The 18,217-nt window shown below is 51.5% G+C and carries 17 protein-coding genes and 4 pseudogenes; 9 read left to right on the top strand and 12 right to left on the bottom strand.

Annotation, left to right across the window (positions count from 1 at the left end; all coding sequences use genetic code 11):
- A pseudogene (locus tag ACLGE8_RS22005) lies at positions 1-78 on the top strand (integrase); the annotation flags it as partial.
- Between the two features lie 16 nt (positions 79-94).
- On the opposite strand, the pseudogene ACLGE8_RS22000 reads toward ACLGE8_RS22005, so the two are convergent.
- From ACLGE8_RS22000 to ACLGE8_RS21990, 3 genes and pseudogenes are all read right to left on the bottom strand, one after another.
- Positions 95-223, bottom strand: a pseudogene (locus tag ACLGE8_RS22000) (integrase); the annotation flags it as partial.
- Between the two features lie 259 nt (positions 224-482).
- Positions 483-770, bottom strand: a complete 288-nt coding sequence (locus tag ACLGE8_RS21995; protein WP_411001209.1) for a hypothetical protein — start codon at positions 768-770, stop codon at positions 483-485.
- 53 nt (positions 771-823) lie between these two features.
- Positions 824-1,429 carry a hypothetical protein gene (locus ACLGE8_RS21990; RefSeq protein ID WP_411001208.1) on the bottom strand — a complete coding sequence of 202 codons (606 nt, stop codon included), beginning with the start codon at positions 1,427-1,429 and terminating at the stop codon, positions 824-826.
- 323 nt (positions 1,430-1,752) lie between these two features.
- Between ACLGE8_RS21990 and ACLGE8_RS21985 the strand changes: the two are divergent.
- Positions 1,753-2,067: pseudogene (locus tag ACLGE8_RS21985) on the top strand (recombinase family protein); the annotation flags it as partial.
- A 112-nt stretch (positions 2,068-2,179) separates the two neighbouring features.
- On the opposite strand, the gene ACLGE8_RS21980 reads toward ACLGE8_RS21985, so the two are convergent.
- A complete protein-coding gene (locus ACLGE8_RS21980) occupies positions 2,180-3,367 on the bottom strand; it encodes an OmpP1/FadL family transporter (RefSeq protein WP_411001206.1) in 1,188 nt (395 codons plus the stop codon).
- Between the two features lie 24 nt (positions 3,368-3,391).
- Positions 3,392-5,011: a mechanosensitive ion channel family protein gene (locus ACLGE8_RS21975; protein WP_411001205.1), complete on the bottom strand. Its 1,620-nt coding sequence runs from the start codon at positions 5,009-5,011 to the stop codon at positions 3,392-3,394.
- A 369-nt stretch (positions 5,012-5,380) separates the two neighbouring features.
- Here ACLGE8_RS21975 and ACLGE8_RS21970 point away from each other — a divergent pair, with 369 nt between their 5' ends.
- The 3 genes from ACLGE8_RS21970 (at position 5,381) to ACLGE8_RS21960 (ending at position 8,897) form a co-directional block, all read left to right on the top strand.
- Positions 5,381-6,859, top strand: coding sequence for a DUF1254 domain-containing protein (locus tag ACLGE8_RS21970; protein ID WP_411001204.1), 1,479 nt, complete (start codon positions 5,381-5,383; stop codon positions 6,857-6,859).
- Positions 6,860-6,873: 14 nt separating this feature from the next.
- Positions 6,874-8,337 (top strand): DUF1254 domain-containing protein, encoded by a 1,464-nt coding sequence (locus tag ACLGE8_RS21965; RefSeq protein ID WP_411001203.1) that lies wholly within the window; start codon positions 6,874-6,876, stop codon positions 8,335-8,337.
- Between the two features lie 269 nt (positions 8,338-8,606).
- The gene (locus tag ACLGE8_RS21960) at positions 8,607-8,897 is read left to right on the top strand and encodes a Bor family protein (RefSeq protein WP_411001202.1); all 291 of its coding nucleotides are present in this window, start codon (positions 8,607-8,609) and stop codon (positions 8,895-8,897) included.
- Between the two features lie 300 nt (positions 8,898-9,197).
- Here the strand turns inward: ACLGE8_RS21960 and ACLGE8_RS21955 are convergent, their stop codons facing one another.
- The gene (locus tag ACLGE8_RS21955; protein WP_411001201.1) at positions 9,198-10,337 is read right to left on the bottom strand and encodes a DSD1 family PLP-dependent enzyme; all 1,140 of its coding nucleotides are present in this window, start codon (positions 10,335-10,337) and stop codon (positions 9,198-9,200) included.
- 97 nt (positions 10,338-10,434) lie between these two features.
- Here ACLGE8_RS21955 and ACLGE8_RS21950 point away from each other — a divergent pair, with 97 nt between their 5' ends.
- The 3 genes and pseudogenes from ACLGE8_RS21950 to ACLGE8_RS21940 all read left to right on the top strand — a co-directional run bounded on the left by ACLGE8_RS21950 (position 10,435) and on the right by ACLGE8_RS21940 (position 12,472).
- A complete protein-coding gene (locus tag ACLGE8_RS21950) occupies positions 10,435-11,346 on the top strand; it encodes a LysR family transcriptional regulator (RefSeq protein WP_411001200.1) in 912 nt (303 codons plus the stop codon).
- A gap of 446 nt (positions 11,347-11,792) precedes the next feature.
- Positions 11,793-11,909: pseudogene (locus tag ACLGE8_RS21945) on the top strand (hypothetical protein); the annotation flags it as partial.
- A 92-nt stretch (positions 11,910-12,001) separates the two neighbouring features.
- A complete protein-coding gene (locus tag ACLGE8_RS21940; RefSeq protein ID WP_411001199.1) occupies positions 12,002-12,472 on the top strand; it encodes a GNAT family N-acetyltransferase in 471 nt (156 codons plus the stop codon).
- A gap of 71 nt (positions 12,473-12,543) precedes the next feature.
- Here the strand turns inward: ACLGE8_RS21940 and ACLGE8_RS21935 are convergent, their stop codons facing one another.
- Complete coding sequence (locus ACLGE8_RS21935; RefSeq protein WP_185669985.1) at positions 12,544-12,786, bottom strand: DinI-like family protein; 243 nt, start codon at positions 12,784-12,786, stop codon at positions 12,544-12,546.
- A gap of 77 nt (positions 12,787-12,863) precedes the next feature.
- Here ACLGE8_RS21935 and umuD point away from each other — a divergent pair, with 77 nt between their 5' ends.
- Entirely contained in the window at positions 12,864-13,283 is a 420-nt protein-coding gene (umuD, locus tag ACLGE8_RS21930; RefSeq protein WP_411001198.1) for a translesion error-prone DNA polymerase V autoproteolytic subunit, read from the top strand.
- Between the two features lie 18 nt (positions 13,284-13,301).
- Here umuD and ACLGE8_RS21925 read toward each other — a convergent pair whose 3' ends face one another.
- The 5 genes from ACLGE8_RS21925 to ACLGE8_RS21905 are packed head-to-tail and all read right to left on the bottom strand — an operon-like array spanning position 13,302 to position 18,032.
- Positions 13,302-14,414 (bottom strand): M20 family metallopeptidase, encoded by a 1,113-nt coding sequence (locus ACLGE8_RS21925; RefSeq protein WP_411001197.1) that lies wholly within the window; start codon positions 14,412-14,414, stop codon positions 13,302-13,304.
- The gene (locus tag ACLGE8_RS21920; RefSeq protein WP_411001196.1) at positions 14,414-15,169 is read right to left on the bottom strand and encodes a glutamine amidotransferase; all 756 of its coding nucleotides are present in this window, start codon (positions 15,167-15,169) and stop codon (positions 14,414-14,416) included. The genes ACLGE8_RS21925 and ACLGE8_RS21920 overlap by 1 nt, the downstream gene beginning before the upstream one ends.
- A gap of 13 nt (positions 15,170-15,182) precedes the next feature.
- A complete protein-coding gene (locus tag ACLGE8_RS21915) occupies positions 15,183-16,262 on the bottom strand; it encodes a phosphotriesterase (RefSeq protein WP_411001195.1) in 1,080 nt (359 codons plus the stop codon).
- 3 nt (positions 16,263-16,265) lie between these two features.
- Complete coding sequence (locus ACLGE8_RS21910; RefSeq protein WP_220440619.1) at positions 16,266-17,267, bottom strand: ABC transporter permease; 1,002 nt, start codon at positions 17,265-17,267, stop codon at positions 16,266-16,268.
- Between the two features lie 18 nt (positions 17,268-17,285).
- Positions 17,286-18,032, bottom strand: a complete 747-nt coding sequence (locus ACLGE8_RS21905) for an ATP-binding cassette domain-containing protein (RefSeq protein ID WP_162180094.1) — start codon at positions 18,030-18,032, stop codon at positions 17,286-17,288.
- Between the last annotated feature and the right edge of the window lie 185 nt (positions 18,033-18,217).

The following is an 18,217-nucleotide window of genomic DNA, read 5'->3' as shown; positions in this document are numbered from 1 at the left end:
TCCCTGAATAACCTGACGCCAGAAGAGTACCGGCTGATGGCTGAAAAACCGGAAATCTCAAAAAGTGCGTGGAACTAAAACAGGTGTGCTTACACCAGCTATCAGTTTGTCTCTGGGATTTATGTCCCAGCAGTTCTTTCGTATTTACGCCCTGTACTTCATACAGTCTTTCTGCCAAAGATCTCTGTTCGCGAAACGTAGATGGCGTCTTACCTTCGGGGGGATCTCTGCTTTATCGTGAGCTTTGCTGAAATTTGTGGTCAATGTATTTGACCTAACCTAAGCGCCACGAGCTGATTGCGAGGTTGCCCGGGAAAATGGACCAGGTAAGGGCTCACGGTGGACTGAACTAGAAGGTGACTTCGAGCAAGATGACAAAACAGGTTACGATGCTGGTGAAAACCACAAGTTAGAAACTCAGAGTGACAACCAAACTCTGCCAGCTGACGGAGTTTGGTTGGTCATTAAGAAAACACGTGTTGTCAGTCTTTCTGTATTATCAACCGTGAATAGACAGTGGATTTACTCGGATCAGACGAAGATGATGATGCCATCTGATCGCTCACTTGCACAACTTTCCAACCCTGTTTTGCCAGTTCGGGCAGGGTGCCTTTGATCCCTCCACCGCAAGTAAAAACGGTACTGTCATTAACATCATGACGCCCTGTTTCGAGCGCGCCAACTTCAGGGGAGCCACAAAAGTGTGCTTCCCCGGCTGCTGCCGATGCACTTAACCCAAGCAGAACTATTACCAGCAACGATTTTTTCATCAATCTCTCTTCTTCATTATGCTATGTGCCACAGTAAGGTAAAGACGGAACTACTAACTGAGATACGGGAAAAACTTAAATGATTCCCAAAGTCCACTATTAAGCGACACCAGCCCAACGGCTATATATGCCAGTACTGCAATAATAGCGACGCTATACAATATTTTTTTCTTCAATTTCTTCCAGAATTTAAATACCAGAAATGACAGTACAACTATCATCCCTAGTTGAATGAGCAATCGCATTACCAGGTCTACATCAAAGAGGTAAGCAAACTGAAGGGGGGCAAACAGGATGGAATAGACACTGAAAAGGATCGAGAAAATGATTCTTCCCAGGATTGAGGTAAGCCCACCCGCATATATGAGTATTTGCGAAGCCTGTAGCCCTGGTATTAATATAACGCCCCATAGCGTAAACCAGATAATAATTAAGGCAAGAACTTTTCCCGCGCCGCTGGCGAAAGCCAGTTGGTCGTCATAAGACATTGACGTAGATGTGGGCTGCTGGATACTACTCCATGAATTGTTAACAGGCTGGTTTGGTTGGCTGGGTGCTTCCCAGCTAGCAGCATTATCAGCGCGCCACTTTTCATCATACTGCTTAAAAGGCTGTTCACTTGTCACATATTTACCGTCGCTATCTCTTCTGACGCTCATTGTTAACCCTCGAATTTTAATTGGTATTGCGTTTATTGTTGTACTTAACTGAAATTCTGGTAATCATATATGTAATATAATCATCATAGCGTAACTACAATAAATCAGAAAGTTAAGCGTTAAGTCAAAATAAACCCGCAGCGCATGGCGCACCGAGCGAGCATTGGAAATAGCTTCCATCTTGACTGCATCCGGTATAGAGATGATAAGGTTTTTATCCAGCACTTCAGCTTGGATTACACTTACTCCGATTTCGCTTGCGATCTGATGCCTTATGAAACGTAAAATATCCTACGATAAAACTTATTATATACAGACAGCCAAGGAAAACGAATGGACTACTGCCTGCGTCAGACATTCGAGTTCATTGCCCGGCCTTCTAAGGTATTGGTCTGACAAGTGCTGCCGGAAGAATGACTATGCAAGTTATCTCGGCTGTTGCTGAATTTGAAAGTTAATTGCGGCATGAACGTGTGTGAGTAAAAACAGCCGGTAAACGGTTTGGATGACCTTCTGCACTAAATGAAGAGCAGTAAGTTATGGTTACTATATGGAATCACACTGGAGTTAGTATTAGGGGCATCGCACAGGGATCCAATAATACCCGGCAAACCACACTCCGGGTAAAGGCAGGGTAGCAATAACTCTTAGACCGGTTGAACTCACAGCTCACCGCGGACATTCGTATTCACTTTAGTAGGTTCGCCCGCTTCGTGCAAAAGCGAACCTACTAAAATCAGGAATCAAAAATCAAAATGAATAACTGTAGTTCACGCTCGCGAACCACAGATAGGGATTGTCATAGCTGCCCTTGAATGGCTCTGGAGACTGCACGCGTGAAGACTGCATATGCAGGTAGGATACGGCAAAGCCAATATTGCTTTGCGGGGTCATCTGATACTGCGCACCGGTGGCAAATCGCCATTCATCACCGGTCGGTATGGAGAGCGAAACGTCACTCTGCGATTGATAGATAGTGCTGTCGAATGCGACGCCGGCATTCAATCGCCACTGTTCCGTCGGGCGATACTGCACGCCGAGCGCCGTATGCCAGGAGTCTTTAAGCCGGTTTGTTTTGTCGGCGTCACGCCCGGCGACCGCAATCTGCGGGCTGCCAAACTGGCTCCAGTCCTGCCAGCCGAGATCGCCCATCACCGACCACTGTTTATTGAGATCGTGCACCAGGCTCAACATAATTTGCTGAGGCGCGTTCACCTGCGCCGAAATGGGCAGGTCGTATTCGATATTGGCTAAATTCGGGAAGCGGGCCTTACCATCGATATTAAAGTCGTATTTGGTTTTACTCGTCCAGGCAATACCCGCGCGGGTCTTATCGGTCAGGTCCATCAGCAAACCCAGACGATAGCTGAGCACCCAGTCGTGATCCTTCTCTTTTTCATCGTTGCCATCTACGTTACGGGTCAGCGACAGAAAGCCATAGTTGACATTAACGGAGCCGCCGACCGATACCCGGTCGTTCAGCTTATAAGCCAGAGAAGGGCTTAAGGTCATGGCCACCATGGTGCTTTTTTTAATTAATCGGTCGCCCGCCCAGTTACCGAAGTCGATACCCAGGCCATAGTTTCCGTACATGCCAATCCCGGCATAGAGGTCATCATTTAATTTCTGCGAGTAAAAGGCGCTGCCATTCGGAATAAAACGCAGGATATCGCCAGGACTCTGGCGACCAGCGTCATCATCCAGTTGATAAGAAATATCGCCGTCCATCGCCTGCAGGCCGCCGGTAAACATGTGGTCAGGTAGACGGGTCATACCAGCCGGGTTCGTGACGATCGTCGAAGCGTCCTGCGCGCGGGCGGCCTGGCCAGCACCTGCCAGCGCGGTATCCTCGGTCGCAATTTCGTAGAAATACAGCGCGCTTGCCTGAGTCGTTGTGGGAAGGCATATTGCCAGACAAAGCCATGTCGATTTTTTCATGTGTCCTCAGCCGGTTACCGGCAATTAAAGCGAATTTTTCCCGTCTGACGGGGCGGCGGGGGCGGCATACCAGTTCTCTTTCGCGACCATCACGCTGCCTTCAGGCTGCATAACAAAGTTCGGCGACATTATCTGAACGTTAAACTCATTGAAAACATCCTGAATATGGCTGTGCAGCTCGTTGCGCGCGACGGCGAGTGACTGCTCCGGTAACAGCCGGACCTGAAGTTCATAGGCGATGTACCAGTCCATCAGCTCCAGCTGACGCACCACCGGTGGGCGCGTCAGGTCAACACAGGTTGCCCGTTTTGCTGCCAGCTCAAGCATGGCATGTACCTGCCGCCAGGGGGTGTCGTAGCCGATAGTAACGCTGACGGTTAAATTGACGCTGCCGTCGTTATTTTGTGCGCTGAGATTGGTGATCTTGCCGCTGACCACCACCGCGTTAGGCACGGTAACCACGTAGTTTTCGCGGGTGATGATTTTGGTGGCGAGCATGCCTATTTCGCTGACTTTGCCTTCATTATCCGCCACGCGAATGACGTCCCCTTTGCGCAGCGCGCGAGAATAAATAAGCACCAGGCCGCTCATGGCATGGTTCATGACCCCTGCCGAGCCCAGCGTTAACATCAGGCCAAAGAAGACGCTGATGCCCTTAAAGGCCAGTGAATTTGCCCCCGGTAGAAACGGGTAAGCTGCAGACAGCGCAAATAACCACACCATCACCGAAATCAATTTGCGTGTCGCGCCAACCGTTTCGGGATGCAGGCCCGGAAACTGCAAGCGCCCCGCCTCAACCTGATTCAGGACCATCTTAAGCAGCTTAAGAATGAAGGCGGTGATGAGGAAAATAATCAACACAATCAGCAGACCGGGTAACGACGAAACGATGGATAAGGCAATCTGACGAATGACGCGCAGCGACCAGTCACCCAACGATGTTGCCCAGACGCGAGTCCAGGGGAACATACTAAACGCCCAGCTTAGCCATGCGTAAAAGGCAAAAATAGCGAGAATAATCATCAGCAGAGCGAATAATCGAGCCTCCACAACGCCGATATATCGACGCCAGCTTTGCGGGATTTTGCTGCGCTGTTCCACCACACGGCGACGGAAATAGCGGCTGACCCAGCGGTACGTGCGCCATGCACCGTAGAAAAAGCCGACTAAAACCAGCAATCCCGCCAGCGTTTTAATTCCGGAAAGCACCAGCCAGCCGGTATCGTACTGATCGCGAAGCGCTGCGCGCTGCGTTTCCATGCGCGCCAGCACGCGCTGCGCGGCCTGATCCAGGGTGAGATCGTCCCCCTCATCCAGATCGGCCTGGGTCAGCAATATAACCGGTTTGCCATTCATCACGATAAGTCGGCCCTGCTGGTGATAGCGCGTCACGGGAATGATTTTTAGCGGCTCACTGACATCCGCCTTTGTGAAGCCGCGTAAGGTATTTCTAATACGTAAAACCCGCTCTTCCGGCGTAGTGAGACCAAATTTCGCCTGCAGCATCACAATCGGTTGATGGAAGATATAAACCGTACGGGCTCGCTCTGCGTCGGTAGGTTCCTGACGGGGTTCAGCGGCAAGAGAATAAAACGAGATAATCGATAGCATCGTCGAGATAATTGCGAGCACAAGCTTATTCATACCCACCACCGAGTAATGTGAAATTATCATTATTATTCAAGCAACCAGCCGAGCGGCAGATCCTGTATTTTCTGAGCATAGACCAGCGATTCACATCTGCAATGTCTTCCCGTAAACGTGGCCGCCATCGTTGAAAGTCCCGCCTGGCGCTATCCGATGTCCTCGACGAAAAAACGCAGGATATCGCCAAATAATGCATACGCAATAATTTCAGAAATTTATAAATAAATAATTATAAAGATTACATTTTTGCAGATTTGACTATTCTTAAATGGGTTCCCTTTTTGATGTCAGAGCACCCCCACAATTACTTACTCTGGAAGCCGTTTTTATCTCTGATTATTCGTCCTACTCACTCAGGAAAAGTTTATGAAAGTTAACGTCATTACCACCGCGGTATTGCTGGCGCTCATGTGGACTCAGCCCGCAACAGCCGCCGACGCGCCTCTGTCACCCCTCATGAAACAACTGAATAACGGTAACTGGCTTCCTCAGGAAGAGGCGCAGTCGCTCAGCGATGAACTTTACTATCAGGACGCAATCCAGGCCTATATTCAGACGCTGCCGTTGTTGAACACCATTGGCCTGCGCGATGGTTCGGAGGCGGCATTTGGCAAAGGCTATAATGTGCTGCCTATCTGGAAAGAGCGCATGGACAGCCGCGCCGTGGTGCCTACGCCGAACGGCGACGTTATCTATTCAATGAGCTATCTGGATCTGAAAGAGACCGGCCCGCTGGTCATTAAAGCGCCGCCGAACGTGATCGGCATGTTCACCGACTTCTTCCAGAAAACCATCACCGATGTGGGCGCTATTGGCCCGGATCGCGCCCGCGGTGGGCTGTATCTGCTGTTACCGCCGGACTACGAAGGGCCGGTGCCTCAGGGGTACTACGCGTTTAAATCCTCGACCTACAACGTATTCCTGTTCTTCAGAACCATTATGGGCAAAGGCGACGGTAAGCCAGACCCGGTTCCGGCGGTGAAAAACGCCGAAACCACACGCGTGTATCCGCTGTGGGATGTGGAAAAAGAAGTCAAACCGATGCAGTTCCCGGACGCCAGCGGCAAGCGCGTCAATATGATGTATCCGACCGACGCCAGCTACTGGCAGAAACTGAAAACCTTCGTCGACTATGAGCCGTTGACGGCCATCCCGGAGGAGACACGCAGCGCGTTACTGAGCATTGGGATGGTGAAAGGCAAACCGTTCAACCCGAGCGCGAAGCAGCAAGAGATGCTGAAAAAGGCCGTCGAGACCGCGCCACGCATGATCCTTGCGCGTCGCCAGGTAGGCCGTGACGATCAGCGCCAGCTGTACTACAAAGACCGCCAGTGGGAAACCTCCTGGGCCGGTGCGACCGCCGAGTGGATGCAGTACGGCACGCTCGATGCCAACCAGCGCGCGGCATTCTTCCAGATTGCCTACTCCAGCGCGGCGGCAATGGTGATGCACACTACCGGTGCGGGTTCTAAATATCCGTTCGCCACCAAAGACAGTACCGGTAAGTTCCTCGACGGCAGCAACACTTACAAGCTCCATTTACCGCCAAACCCGCCGGCGGCGCTGTTCTGGGCCGTCACCGCCTATAACATTACCGACGGCACCATGCCGGAAACCGACCAGCTGCTGCCGTCAACCAACGGCTATTACAACATTCCCAAAAACCAGGACGGCTCTATCGACCTGTGGTTTGGGCCGAATAAACCAGAAGGCGTCGCCGACAGCGCGTTTATTAAAACCGTTTCCGGCCGCAACTTCCTCGTGGCATTACGACTTTACGGTACCGAAGACGGTTTCTATGACCAGACCTGGGTGCCAGACGATCTGGTTCAGACCAATAAATAGAAGTCAGACATAAGATGAAAATGAAGCACCTTGCAATGTTGACTGCCCTGACGCTCAGTGCCGGAGCCTTTGCCCAGAGCGCGCCGCTGACGATCCCGCATCCGACCAAATTTGATGAACTAACCCAGCCGTCCCCGGACGTCACGATGCCTGAAGCCTATGTGAAGGCCATTGCGCAACAAGCCTACATCTGGGGCTGGCCGATGGTTAACCAGTTTAACCGGCGTGAAACTATTACCAAAGCGCCATACCCGGCGCTGAACGGCGGAATGGTGCCGGTCGCGCCGATGGGCCAGCTGAGCATGCTCACCGACTATATCAAGCCGGAGGAGACCTTCGTTACCTGCCCGAACCAGGACGTGGCCTACGGCCTTGGCTTCTTTGAGCTGGACAAAGAGCCAATCGTTATTCAGGTGCCGGATTTTGGCGACCGATTCTGGGTCTATGCCATCTATGACGCCCGTACCGATCAGATTGGCAATGTGGGTAAACCCTATGGAACCAAGCCCGGTTTCTATTTGCTCGTCGGCCCGAACTGGAAAGGCGAAACGCCAAAAGGCTTTAACGGCGTGATCCAGTCCTCGACCGAAATGGCGAACGTGATTCCTCGTATCCAGATGGATGATACCCCGGAAGATCGCAAGGCCATTCAGGCGCCTATCAAAGAAGTGATGACTTACCCGTTAAGTAAATTTGATGGCAAGATGAAGTCCTATGAATATTCCAAAATCCCGGCAATCGGTGATAAGCCGGATCCAAGCGCTGGTGAGACGCGCTGGGTCGTTCCGGAAAAATTCTTTGACCAGTTCGCTAACGTGCTTGAAAAAGTGCCGCCGCTGCCGGGTGAAGAAGCTCTGTATGCCCAGTTCCGTCATCTGGTAGAAGCGGGTAAGAAGAACCCGGAAATTCGTAAATGGATGGACGAAACCGCGGTTGCGACGGATAAAACTGTTATCGCGGATTTCTTTAAGTGGAAGAACAACGGCGTGCCTGCCGGCAACGGCTGGAACCGTTCCAAACATAACGCCGAGTTTGGTGTCGATTACTACAACCGTACCGGCACGTCGAAATCTAACATGTTCGACAACAAGCCGGACGAAACGCAGTATTTCTATACCGACAATGATGCCGCCGGTAACCAGCTTTCAGGCGACCATGATTACACGGTAACCTTCCCGAAAGGCGAGCTGCCGCCGGTGAAAGGCTTCTGGTCACTCACGCTGTATAACAGCAAACATCTGTTTAGCCCAAATGAGCTGAACCGTTATTCACTGGGGACCAAAAATAAAAATCTGAAGTATAACGAAGACGGTTCACTAACCCTTTATGTGAGCAAAAAACGTCCAGCAGAGGATAAGGTGAATAACTGGCTGCCGGCACCGGACGGCAAGTTATCACTGTATATCCGTGCGTATTGGGGTGAGCAGTCGATTCTGGACGGAACCTGGCAGCCGCCGAAAATTGAAACGGTGAAATAACCACAATGAGTGTGTCATGTAAAACCATGACACACTCTTTTTTTGAATGAGGCTTAATTTTGCCAACATATTCTAAACTCCCCACGCAAAGCAGACTGTGCATATTATTACGTTACAACACCACAACAACCAACCTTAGTTAAAATACATATATCAATAATATCTAAACAACCGTGAGGTAATCTTATCTATTCTCAGTGGTCGGATATGTAGAGTGATAACAGCGGAATATCATCCGCTTCCCATCATTCATATGTTTTAAACTGATCATGAAAAAATTAATAATGATAGCCCTGACAGCAGCTTTAATTTCCGGCTGTGCACAACAAACTTTCAAAGTAAACAACGGTATAGCTGAAAAACCGACTCAAGAAACCACGCAAACCTTTTTTGTTAACGGTATTGGGCAGAGCAAAACGATTGATGCAGCGTTGGTCTGCGGCGGCGCGGATAAGGTTGTTCGTACTGAAGTGCAGGAAACAGGAATGGATGTTTTCTTACGAATTGTAACCATTGGTATTTATACTCCTCGCGAGGCCAGAGTTTATTGTTCTAAATAATATGAACCTCGATAGCCAACGCTGAAATTATTGACGGCTCCAACAGCCTTTAAAAAGAAACATTTTTATTAATACCGTAATAAAATGTAACGGTTCATGCTTAGGCTAAAGAACGATAAATGTTGTCGTTTAAACGATGTTTTGTATTCCAGGTGCCAATTCCCTGGCACCTTTTTTATTGGATATCCTGGAATGCCGCCGGTTATGCTCTGCAGTCTATGAAGACCGATACCTTACATAAGGCAGCTGATAAGTCGTTATGGTGAATGTCAGCCAATAATTTTGCGTCACGCCGGGTCCTTACCAGCCGGTGATACGATGCCACGTTTGCTGTTCTCCATTTTTTGATAGAACCAGGTAGCGGTGATGCATTGCTGCCGTTGCGCAGGCATGATTAGGCAAAATGCGGAGACGAGAGCCAATCGGGAAGCTGTCTGTTGTCAGCGATGAGCCTGCGGGCAACACAATAATGCCGTGCTCCTGATTGGTGATACTTACGTACAGCCGCTCCAACGGCTCACCCGCCATAGTGCACACCAGCCCGTAGCCGTAGTCCTCATGCTGTGATGCCGTACCACGATCACGAGACATGGCCATCCATCCTGCATCAACGAATATCCAGTTTTTATCCCGGTTGTGTCCGATAACAGTCGTCACGACCGAGAGCGCAATATCGTCAAGACCGCAGACACCGACGTTTTTCATCACCAGATCAAAGGTAGTGAAGACACCCGCTCTGACCTCATTGATGCCCTCCAGTTCCGCTGAAAAATGGGCCGTTGGCGTGGCTCCGACACTCAGCACAGGGCAGGGAATCCCCGAATCGCGCACCCGACGTCCGGCCAGGCGGATCGCATCACATTCATTTTTCGCAGCCAGTCGAATGTCCTCCTCGGTGCGACAGCTATAGGATTCACCGGCATGTGCCATTAACCCTTTCAGTTCTGCCCCGTGGCCATGCACCTGTTTTGCCAGGTCAAGCAATGCCTGACTGTCAGGAGGTAACCCGCCCCGATGTCCGTCGCAGTCCACCTCAATAAACACAGAGAAGACGACATCATGCTGCAATGCATACTCTGTCACCGCTGATGCCTGCTCGGGAGTGTCCAGCAGGATGTGAAGATTCACTCCTCGATGAATAAGCCGTGCAGCGCGGTCCAGTTTATGTGGTGCAATCCCGACGGCATACAAGATATTGGTATAGCCAGCATCGGCAAATCCCTCTGCTTCAGCGAGAGTCGAAACCGTAGCCGGTGAATCATTATTTTTTAACAGGTAACGCGCTGCTTCTGGTGAGCGTAATGTTTTAAGATGAGGCCGTACCTGGCTTCCCAGCCCTTCAACATGGTTATAAAGTTTGTTGATATTGTTCTGATAACGGTTTTCATCGATAAGAAGATAAGGAGTCTCAGGTTCGTGTAGCCACTGTGGGTAGGTCATCGTTGGTCTCCGGTCATAGAATGATTTTGTTATTTTTACAGTTAAAGGTTTATGTTTAAATAAACCAAACCATAATCCATGATTAGGCTGAGGCTTAATGATTAACAGCGATGACCTGCGTTTCTTTCATGCCATTGCAACGCATAAAACCCTTGCCTCTACGGCACGTGCTCTGGATATCTCCCCCTCTTCGGTGACACAACGTTTGCAGGGCATTGAAACGCGATTAGGGGTCAAATTGATTCAGAGGCCTTCGCGCATCGTCAGTCTTACTGATGAAGGTTCACTGGTTTTCGCACGAGCCGAAAAGGTTATTGCAGAACTCAATGAACTCCAGCAGATCATCGATAACCGCCAGCAGCAGGTTGCGGGCAAACTGCGTGTGTTAGCCCCACTGGGGTTTGGGAATGAATATGTGGCACCGATTCTTGCGCAATACGCCCAAATGCATCCCCATCTTGAAGCAGAATTAACGCTATCTGATGTTCCGAACTGGTCATTAAAACATCTGTGGGATGTTATTATTTATATCGGTGAACTCCGGGATTCTTCTCTGCATTGCATTAAACTTGCCGCAAACCAACGTTTTGTGTGCGCATCTCCGTCCTATCTTTCGAAACAGGGTGAACCTGAGACGCCAGAAGCGTTGAAACAACATACCTGTATTGCCTTACGAGAGAATGACGAAGACGTGACTCTATGGCGATTTAGTCGTGAAGGTGTAGAGACACCGGTACGTATTCGCCCACGGCTGTCAAGTAACGAGGGTAATGTTGTTAAAAAATGGGCTTTGGCAGGATGCGGAATTATTATGCGCTCGGAATGGGATGTTTCACCCCAGATAAATTCCGGGACGTTGGTAAGGATTTTAACGGATTTTCACTTGCCCGATGCAGATATTGTTGCGCTGAGTGCTGAAGAGGCTGGAAATCGTCCCCCAAGAGCAGAGCAATTTATTCAATTGCTAAAGACATCTTTGGCTTTACGCCCATGGAAGGAGGGCTGTTAATTTCATACATGTCCATTTATCTCTCATAAGGGACAACGATATTCAACTCTCCTGCATTACAGAATATTTGAGTAGGAACACGTAACATATGACCGGGAGCTGTGGGCCGGTTGTTTTCAGAACGTCGCGTTACTACATTCTTAGATGGAGTGACCGTATTCCTCAGAGACCATGAGCACGTGTAAAGGAATGGCAGGGCCATTCACAATGAAAATTCCCTTCATCTTTTAAGCATTAATATTCAGGAATGTCCGCTGTCCGCTCATAGCAGCTCCTTCGGGGCTGAGCGTGAAGTGCTAACAGAACTCTTCGCTAAAAGTAGTTATCAAAACTTAAAAACATATTATGGTAATCAGTGGGTTATATAGATGTTTAAGCTCTAATGGCCTAACGGGTGATAGTGATTATTTTTAATAATATCAGATGGTTGCTTTCAGTTTAGCTAACTACTGCTCCGTCATATGGAATGGCCCGAAGCGGCTGACCTTATCGTTAAAGGTATGGAAGGCGCTAAGCTGCTGAAATATTCAGGGTTTGATGACGCGATCATCGAAAACATGTAATCCACTTGCTGGGTTATAGATGAACGGGAACCGCTGGGGTCCCGTTTTTTTGCCTTGTAAAACGACAATTACGATAAGCGAGGGAAATACTGATGCAAATCAGACAAGCTACACCGCAAGAAGCAGAACGATGCTGGGATATTCGCAATCAGGCTATTCGTGCAGGATGCACATCGAGCTATGACGCGGCGGTTATTGATGCATGGACGCCGGACAATATGCCTGAGCAGTATCGTCAGGAGATTATTAATTATCCGTTTTTTGTGGCGGTGGACGATAGCGATCGGCCGGTGGCAACGGGCTATCTCGATCTCACTTCCGGTAGCGTAGAGGCTATTTTTACGCTGCCTGAATACAGCGGAAAGGGATTGGCTGGGGCGATTATGAATGCAATAAAAAAAGAAGCACGCGCCCGTGGATTTCAAGCGATTACCTTATCCTCAACGCCCAATGCACAAGGGTTTTATGAGGCACAAGGATTTACCGTTGTGAAGGAAAGCGTGCACTTCTCTGCATCGGCGAACGCGCAATTGCGCTGCGTCGACATGATACTGGAACTGTAAGAGCAGCATGTACTTCTCTGGCGCTAACGACGCGTAGCGGGTTTTGTGCCAGAGAAGATAACAGCGCCGCGTTATTCACTCACCAGCCAAAACTCCGCCTCGTCGAACATCTCCTGCACCGTACGGCTGATCTGCTCTTTTTCATGTTTGCTGGCATCCGTGTTGATGGCCGGCAGCGTCATCATCGGTTTTACCCGAACCTCGGCATCCGGGAAAATGCGGTGCACTCTCTTGCTTAATTCGCCGAGGATTATCTCTTTTGCACCAGGTAAACCCTCAAAATTCCTTTTGTCATAAACGAGTTCCACGAACATTTTTAGCCTCTCTTTACTGGGTATAACGACAGTATATATACTGTATGCATAAACAGTGTCAATAGAGTGAGTTCATTATGAAGTTTTATTCACCAACTGGCCCAGGCCACATGGCTGCGCTACCGTTGTTCAGTGACCTCGTGCCCTGCGGATTTCCAAGCCCGGCGCAGGACTATGTTGAACAGCGCATTGATTTAAATAAGCTGGTGATAAGGCATCCCAGCGCGACCTATTTTGTCCGCGCCGCTGGGGATTCCATGAGCGGCGCGGGAATTGGCAATGGCGATCTGCTGGTGGTCGATAGCGCGAAAACCGCACAGCATGGGGATGTCGTGATCGCGGCGGTTGACGGTGAGTTCACGGTTAAGCGCCTGCAAACGCACCCGTCGGTAATGCTGATTCCTGAAAATCCGGCTTATACGCCGATTCAGTTCAGCGGCGAAGACTCGCTGGATATTTTTGGCGTTGTCACGCATATCCTGAAGACGGTCGGCTGATGTTCGTCCTTGTTGATGCTATGCCATCCAGTCAGCGATAATTTCCCCGTATAGTCGCTCGGCGTCGTCTATTCGACTGAGCAGACAGTATTCGTCGGTTTGATGCGCCATCGCAGGTTCGCCAGGGCCGAGAATAATGCAGGGTGGGTTACCCAGCGCGGGCAATAGCAGAGAGGCGTCGGTAAAGTAGGGGACGACGCGTGGCTCAAGCGGTTTATTGTGCAGTGGTTGGCAGCGCTGATAAACCTGCTTTATCCAGGCGTGATTTTCCTCGCTTAATACCGCAGGCAAATCGACCAACGTGGTGACCGTCACGTTCTCGCCCAACAGCGTGGTGAGTTGCTGACGAATGGTGGCGTGCTGTAAATTGGGCGCGCTGCGGATATCGACATCAAAACGCGTGCGATCCGGCACGGAATTGATATTTAGTCCACCCTCAATGCGTCCGACGTTAAGCGTGGGTTGCTTCATTAACGGATGCGGTGCACCTGGTGAAAAATGCTGAATCTTGCCCAGCGCATCCGCCGCCAGATAGATAGCATTAATTCCCAGTTCGGGCATCGCGCCGTGCGCGGTTTTCCCTCGGGTTTCACAGCGTAGCCACAGTGCGCCTTTGTGTCCGATGACGGGGTAATTGGCGGTAGGTTCTCCGACGATCAGCGCACCGATCTCCGGTAACGCGCCGGACTCAATTAATGCTCTTGCGCCATCACAGCCGGTTTCTTCTCCGCCGGTAATCAGCAGGACCGCACCGCGCCCGGCGAGAATAGCGTCCCGATGCTGTACGCAGGCGATGGCAAACGCCGCCACTGCCGCCTTCATATCGCTGGAACCGCGACCGTAAAGGCGTGTGCCGTCAACCTGCGAGCCGAAAGGATCGTACAGCCACTGTGCATTACCGAGCGGTACGGTATCCAGATGGCCGGTAAAGGCCAGCGGTTTCCCGGCTTTTGCACCGGGAAGTGTGGCGATCAGATTGCTGCGTCTTGAACCGAATGATGAGAGCGAAACCTCAAAGCCATTATCGCGAAGCCAATCGGCAAAGAACTGCATACAGTCGGTTTCGTTGCCAGGTGGGTTAATGGTATTAAAGCCCAGCAGATGCTGGGCGAGTTCGAGAGTTGCGCCCATCAGTCGCGTTCCGTCAGCCAGTCGAGGCAGTTAACCCACAGCTGGCGGTAGCCCGGCCATTTGGCAAACTCTTCCGGTAGCCAGTGCGCTGACATATCGCTGGTCCAGACCAGAGAACGACCTTGTTGATATTCGCGAATGGCCAGCAGCGGGTGACTAGTGCCCGCAACGGTCGCCAGCAGTTTGCCTTCCGGGTGCATTTCCACTTCGTTATAACCCAGCAGCCACGGCCATTCAGCGGGAAGATCGTTAAAGAGCGCGTGGGGCTCCGTCATTTCGGCATAACAACCCTCTGGGGTTTCAATACGATCGTCCCATGCCAGACAACGAACCGGCAGTACTTTCTCTACTGCGGTATTACGATAACGCGCGCCGCCGTTAATACCCTGGAAGCTGTAGTAGCCGCCAATCATCATCAGCGCGCCGCCCGCCGCAACGTAGTCATGCAGTAGCGTTAATCGGTTGGCGGTACGGCGGCTTTTCAGCCAGGTATCCGGGTGCAAAAGCAGAGTATTGGCACCAATATCCGAGAGAATAATGGCATCCCATTGCTGTAGCGCTTCCAGCGTCAGCGGAAACTCGACCGCTGCCGCGTGGGCAGGCATATAGGTAATGGCGTAATGGCTATCGGCTAGCGCGGCCAAAAAGTCCGTTGCCCCGGTGTGCCAGGTCGCGGTGGCAAACTGGTCGAAGCCTTTAACGTGCGTTGATGTGCTGGTCCAGGATTCACCCACCAGTAAAATTTTCTTCTGCATTATGACTTTCCTTTTATCCGCCAAAGACCCGTTGGGGATTTCCAATCATCAGGGTTTCGAGTTGTTCCCCGTTAACGCCGTGACGACGTAAGCGGGGAACAAAATGTTTGAGTATGTAGCCGTAGCCGTGACCGCCGTAGCGGGTGAGCATGGTTTTCAGGAACACATCCTGTGAGAGTAAAATCTGCTGAATATAGCCATCGTCAATCAGCTCGCGAATGGCGCGGGCGTTCTCTTCATCGGAAGGCGACTGTGCCGACTCGTCGGCGTAGTAGTAGCTCATACCGATCATGTCATATTCGAGAAACGCCCCGCGCTGTGCTAACTCGCGCTGGTAGCGCTTATCGGCGAAGCTGGGATTCATATGGCACAGCACCGTATGACGTAGATCGGCACCTTCCTGCTCGAGAATATCCAGCACCTGGTGCCCCAGCCGTTCCCAGCCGGGCAGATGGACCTCGATCGGCACACCGGTTGCGGCGCTTGCCCGGCCGGCTGCGCGCAGAGACTTCTCTTCATCTGAGGTAAAGCGGCTGGAGATGCCAATTTCCCCGATCAGCCCGGCCAGCACCTCCGGTTTCTCCTCTGCGCCGCCGAGATCGTAGATTAACCGCTCGGTTAACTGCTCGACGCTGCTGGTTTTCACCCACTCAGGGTGCGACGGCTCCAGATAGAGGCCGGTACCCATAATAATGTTGAGCCCGGTCAGGCGAGCGATACGCGCCAGCGCTTTCGGATCGCGGCCAATGCCGATATTGGTCGGATCAACCACCGTCTCTCCGCCAAGGGCGCGATATTTAGTCAGCTCTTCAATCGCCACATCGACGTCAAATAGCTGGCAGTTATCACGACTCATCAGCGGATTCAGCGACAGTTCGCCGAGGTTTTCCATCTTCACCGGCATTTCAGCAAGATGGCGATCGCTACAACAACAGGGCGGCACCCATTTCCCGGAGGCATCCAGCAGGATGTGCTCATGCATCAGCGTAACGCCCATCTCACTAATGGGCAGCGGCCCTAATACCGTCATGGCATAACCGCTGCTGACGCCGACTGGCAGCGGAGTAGGATGACGAAAAATTGATCCTTTCATCGGTTATCCTTTTGCCGCAGATCGCGTGGGGTTGAGAATGCGCGTGTTCAGCCAGATAGCCAGCAGGATGATGGTACCGGTAGCTATTTGGGTGTAGAACGGTGAAATATGCGACAGGATCAGCCCGTTCTGAATGACCGCAATCGACAACGCGCCGAGTAACGTGCCAATAATGGTACCGAAGCCGCCAAACAGGCTGGTGCTGCCGAGCACTACGGCGGCAATCACCTGCAGTTCGAAGCCTTCGCCCTGGTTGGAAGACCCGCTGCCGAGGCGTGCGGTAATAATCATTCCAGCCAGTGCGGCGGCCATCCCGCTGATGATGTACACCTTCATGGTCACGGCTTTCGTGTTAATACCGCTGCGTCGTGCGCCTTCTGCGTTAGCACCGATGGCGGTAACGTAACGGCCAAAGCGCATATGATTCAGGACGATATGTCCGATAACCAGAATCATAATACCAATCACCGCTGGCATCGGGATGCCCACAACCCAGGCGCGCCCTATAAAGGTAAACAGGCTGTCTGCCGGGACGGGAATGGAGTAGCCCTGAGTCACCAATAGCGCGATGCCGCGAACCACGGCCAGAGTGGCAAGGGTGACGATAAACGCCGGTATCCCTTCATAGGCAATAAAGAACCCGTTGATGGCACCCACCAGACCGCCGAGCAGCAGACCGCCGAGCAGGACAACCGGCCACGGCAATCCCCAGTTATTCAGCGCGATAGCGGAAAGCGCGCCAACCAGCGCCAGAGTGGAACCTACCGACAGGTCTATGCCACCGGTGGTAATCACCAGCGTCATTGCAGTCGCCACGATCAGCAGCGGGGCGCTCTGACGAATGATATTCAGCCAGTTGGTACCGGTGAGGAAATTACTGGTGATCAGCGAAAACACCACGCAACAGAAAACAAAAAACAGCGCGATGCTGACGACGCCAGAGTGGTTGTGCAGCAGGCGGCGCGGCAGCGAATGCTGGATCATGCGAGAGCTGCTTAAGTTCATGATACTCATCCTGTTACCTCAATGTGCGGCCGCAGAGCGGGCGGTGAACTTTTCGCCCACAATCAGATTAACGATATCGCTTAGACTGGTGTCAGCGACGCGCCGGTCGGCGACGTTGGTGCCTTCATACATGACCATGATTCGGTCACAGACCAGGAACAGGTCCTGCAAGCGGTGAGTAATCAGAATCACGCTCACGCCACGAGCGGAAACACGGCGGATGAGTTCCAGAACCGCTTCAACTTCCGCGACGGCAAGCGCGGCGGTGGGTTCGTCCATAATCAGCACCTTCGGGTCAAAGGCCGCCGCGCGGGCGATGGCAATGGCCTGGCGTTGGCCGCCGGAGAGGTTCCTGACCAGCAGGCGGGTATCGGGAATAGAAATGCCTAGCCCTTTTAGCATCTCACGGGCATCGGCATGCATTCTGGCCTCGTCGAGAAAAGGGATACCGAGAACGGATTTCATCGGCTCGCGGCCCATAAACAGATTGCCTGCGACGTCAACCGTGTCGCATAGCGACAGATCCTGATACACCATCTCGATATGACAGCGGCGAGAATCCGCTGGATTGGTAAACTGGTGCTGTTCGCCGTCGATACGAATCGTGCCGCTGGAAGGGATTACCGCGCCAGATAACACTTTGGTCAGGGTGGATTTACCCGCGCCGTTATCGCCCACCAAACCCAGTACTTCACCAGGTGCCAGCTCCAGGTTGACACCGCGCAATGAACGTATCGACCCGTAGGTCTTGGTGATATTAATCATCTCCACCCTTGGCGGGGTAGTGTGTGGCTGCTGCATCTGATAACTCCCATTGCTATTGCCGGGAAAATGTTCGCCCAACCTGCGCGAGATACTTCATTCAACACGATTTACAATCTAGTAAACCGGTTTACCTGATGAATGAAGCACTCATAAGCACAGCCAGGCCAACGCTATTTAAGATATTT

This window comes from Kluyvera sp. 142486 (assembly GCF_046569695.1).
Taxonomy (GTDB): Bacteria; Pseudomonadota; Gammaproteobacteria; order Enterobacterales; family Enterobacteriaceae; genus Kluyvera.
The sequence above is the reverse complement of the archived record's forward strand: the minus strand, read 5'-3'. Positions and strand labels throughout refer to the sequence as shown.

Bases quoted from the DNA above. Each gene is read 5' to 3' on its own strand.
- ACLGE8_RS21960 (WP_411001202.1), top strand. From the start codon at position 8,607: ATGAAAAAATTAATAATGATAGCCCTGACAGCAGCTTTAATTTCCGGC.
- ACLGE8_RS21915 (WP_411001195.1), bottom strand. From the start codon at position 16,262: ATGAAAGGATCAATTTTTCGTCATCCTACTCCGCTGCCAGTCGGCGTC.
- ACLGE8_RS21965 (WP_411001203.1), top strand. From the start codon at position 6,874: ATGAAAATGAAGCACCTTGCAATGTTGACTGCCCTGACGCTCAGTGCC.
- ACLGE8_RS21950 (WP_411001200.1), top strand. From the start codon at position 10,435: ATGATTAACAGCGATGACCTGCGTTTCTTTCATGCCATTGCAACGCAT.
- ACLGE8_RS21970 (WP_411001204.1), top strand. From the start codon at position 5,381: ATGAAAGTTAACGTCATTACCACCGCGGTATTGCTGGCGCTCATGTGG.
- ACLGE8_RS21955 (WP_411001201.1), bottom strand. From the start codon at position 10,337: ATGACCTACCCACAGTGGCTACACGAACCTGAGACTCCTTATCTTCTT.
- ACLGE8_RS21925 (WP_411001197.1), bottom strand. From the start codon at position 14,414: ATGGGCGCAACTCTCGAACTCGCCCAGCATCTGCTGGGCTTTAATACC.
- umuD (WP_411001198.1), top strand. From the start codon at position 12,864: ATGAAGTTTTATTCACCAACTGGCCCAGGCCACATGGCTGCGCTACCG.
- ACLGE8_RS21905 (WP_162180094.1), bottom strand. From the start codon at position 18,032: ATGATTAATATCACCAAGACCTACGGGTCGATACGTTCATTGCGCGGT.
- ACLGE8_RS21980 (WP_411001206.1), bottom strand. From the start codon at position 3,367: ATGAAAAAATCGACATGGCTTTGTCTGGCAATATGCCTTCCCACAACG.
- ACLGE8_RS21935 (WP_185669985.1), bottom strand. From the start codon at position 12,786: ATGTTCGTGGAACTCGTTTATGACAAAAGGAATTTTGAGGGTTTACCT.
- ACLGE8_RS21920 (WP_411001196.1), bottom strand. From the start codon at position 15,169: ATGCAGAAGAAAATTTTACTGGTGGGTGAATCCTGGACCAGCACATCA.
- ACLGE8_RS21995 (WP_411001209.1), bottom strand. From the start codon at position 770: ATGAAAAAATCGTTGCTGGTAATAGTTCTGCTTGGGTTAAGTGCATCG.
- ACLGE8_RS21910 (WP_220440619.1), bottom strand. From the start codon at position 17,267: ATGAACTTAAGCAGCTCTCGCATGATCCAGCATTCGCTGCCGCGCCGC.
- ACLGE8_RS21975 (WP_411001205.1), bottom strand. From the start codon at position 5,011: ATGAATAAGCTTGTGCTCGCAATTATCTCGACGATGCTATCGATTATC.
- ACLGE8_RS21990 (WP_411001208.1), bottom strand. From the start codon at position 1,429: ATGAGCGTCAGAAGAGATAGCGACGGTAAATATGTGACAAGTGAACAG.
- ACLGE8_RS21940 (WP_411001199.1), top strand. From the start codon at position 12,002: ATGCAAATCAGACAAGCTACACCGCAAGAAGCAGAACGATGCTGGGAT.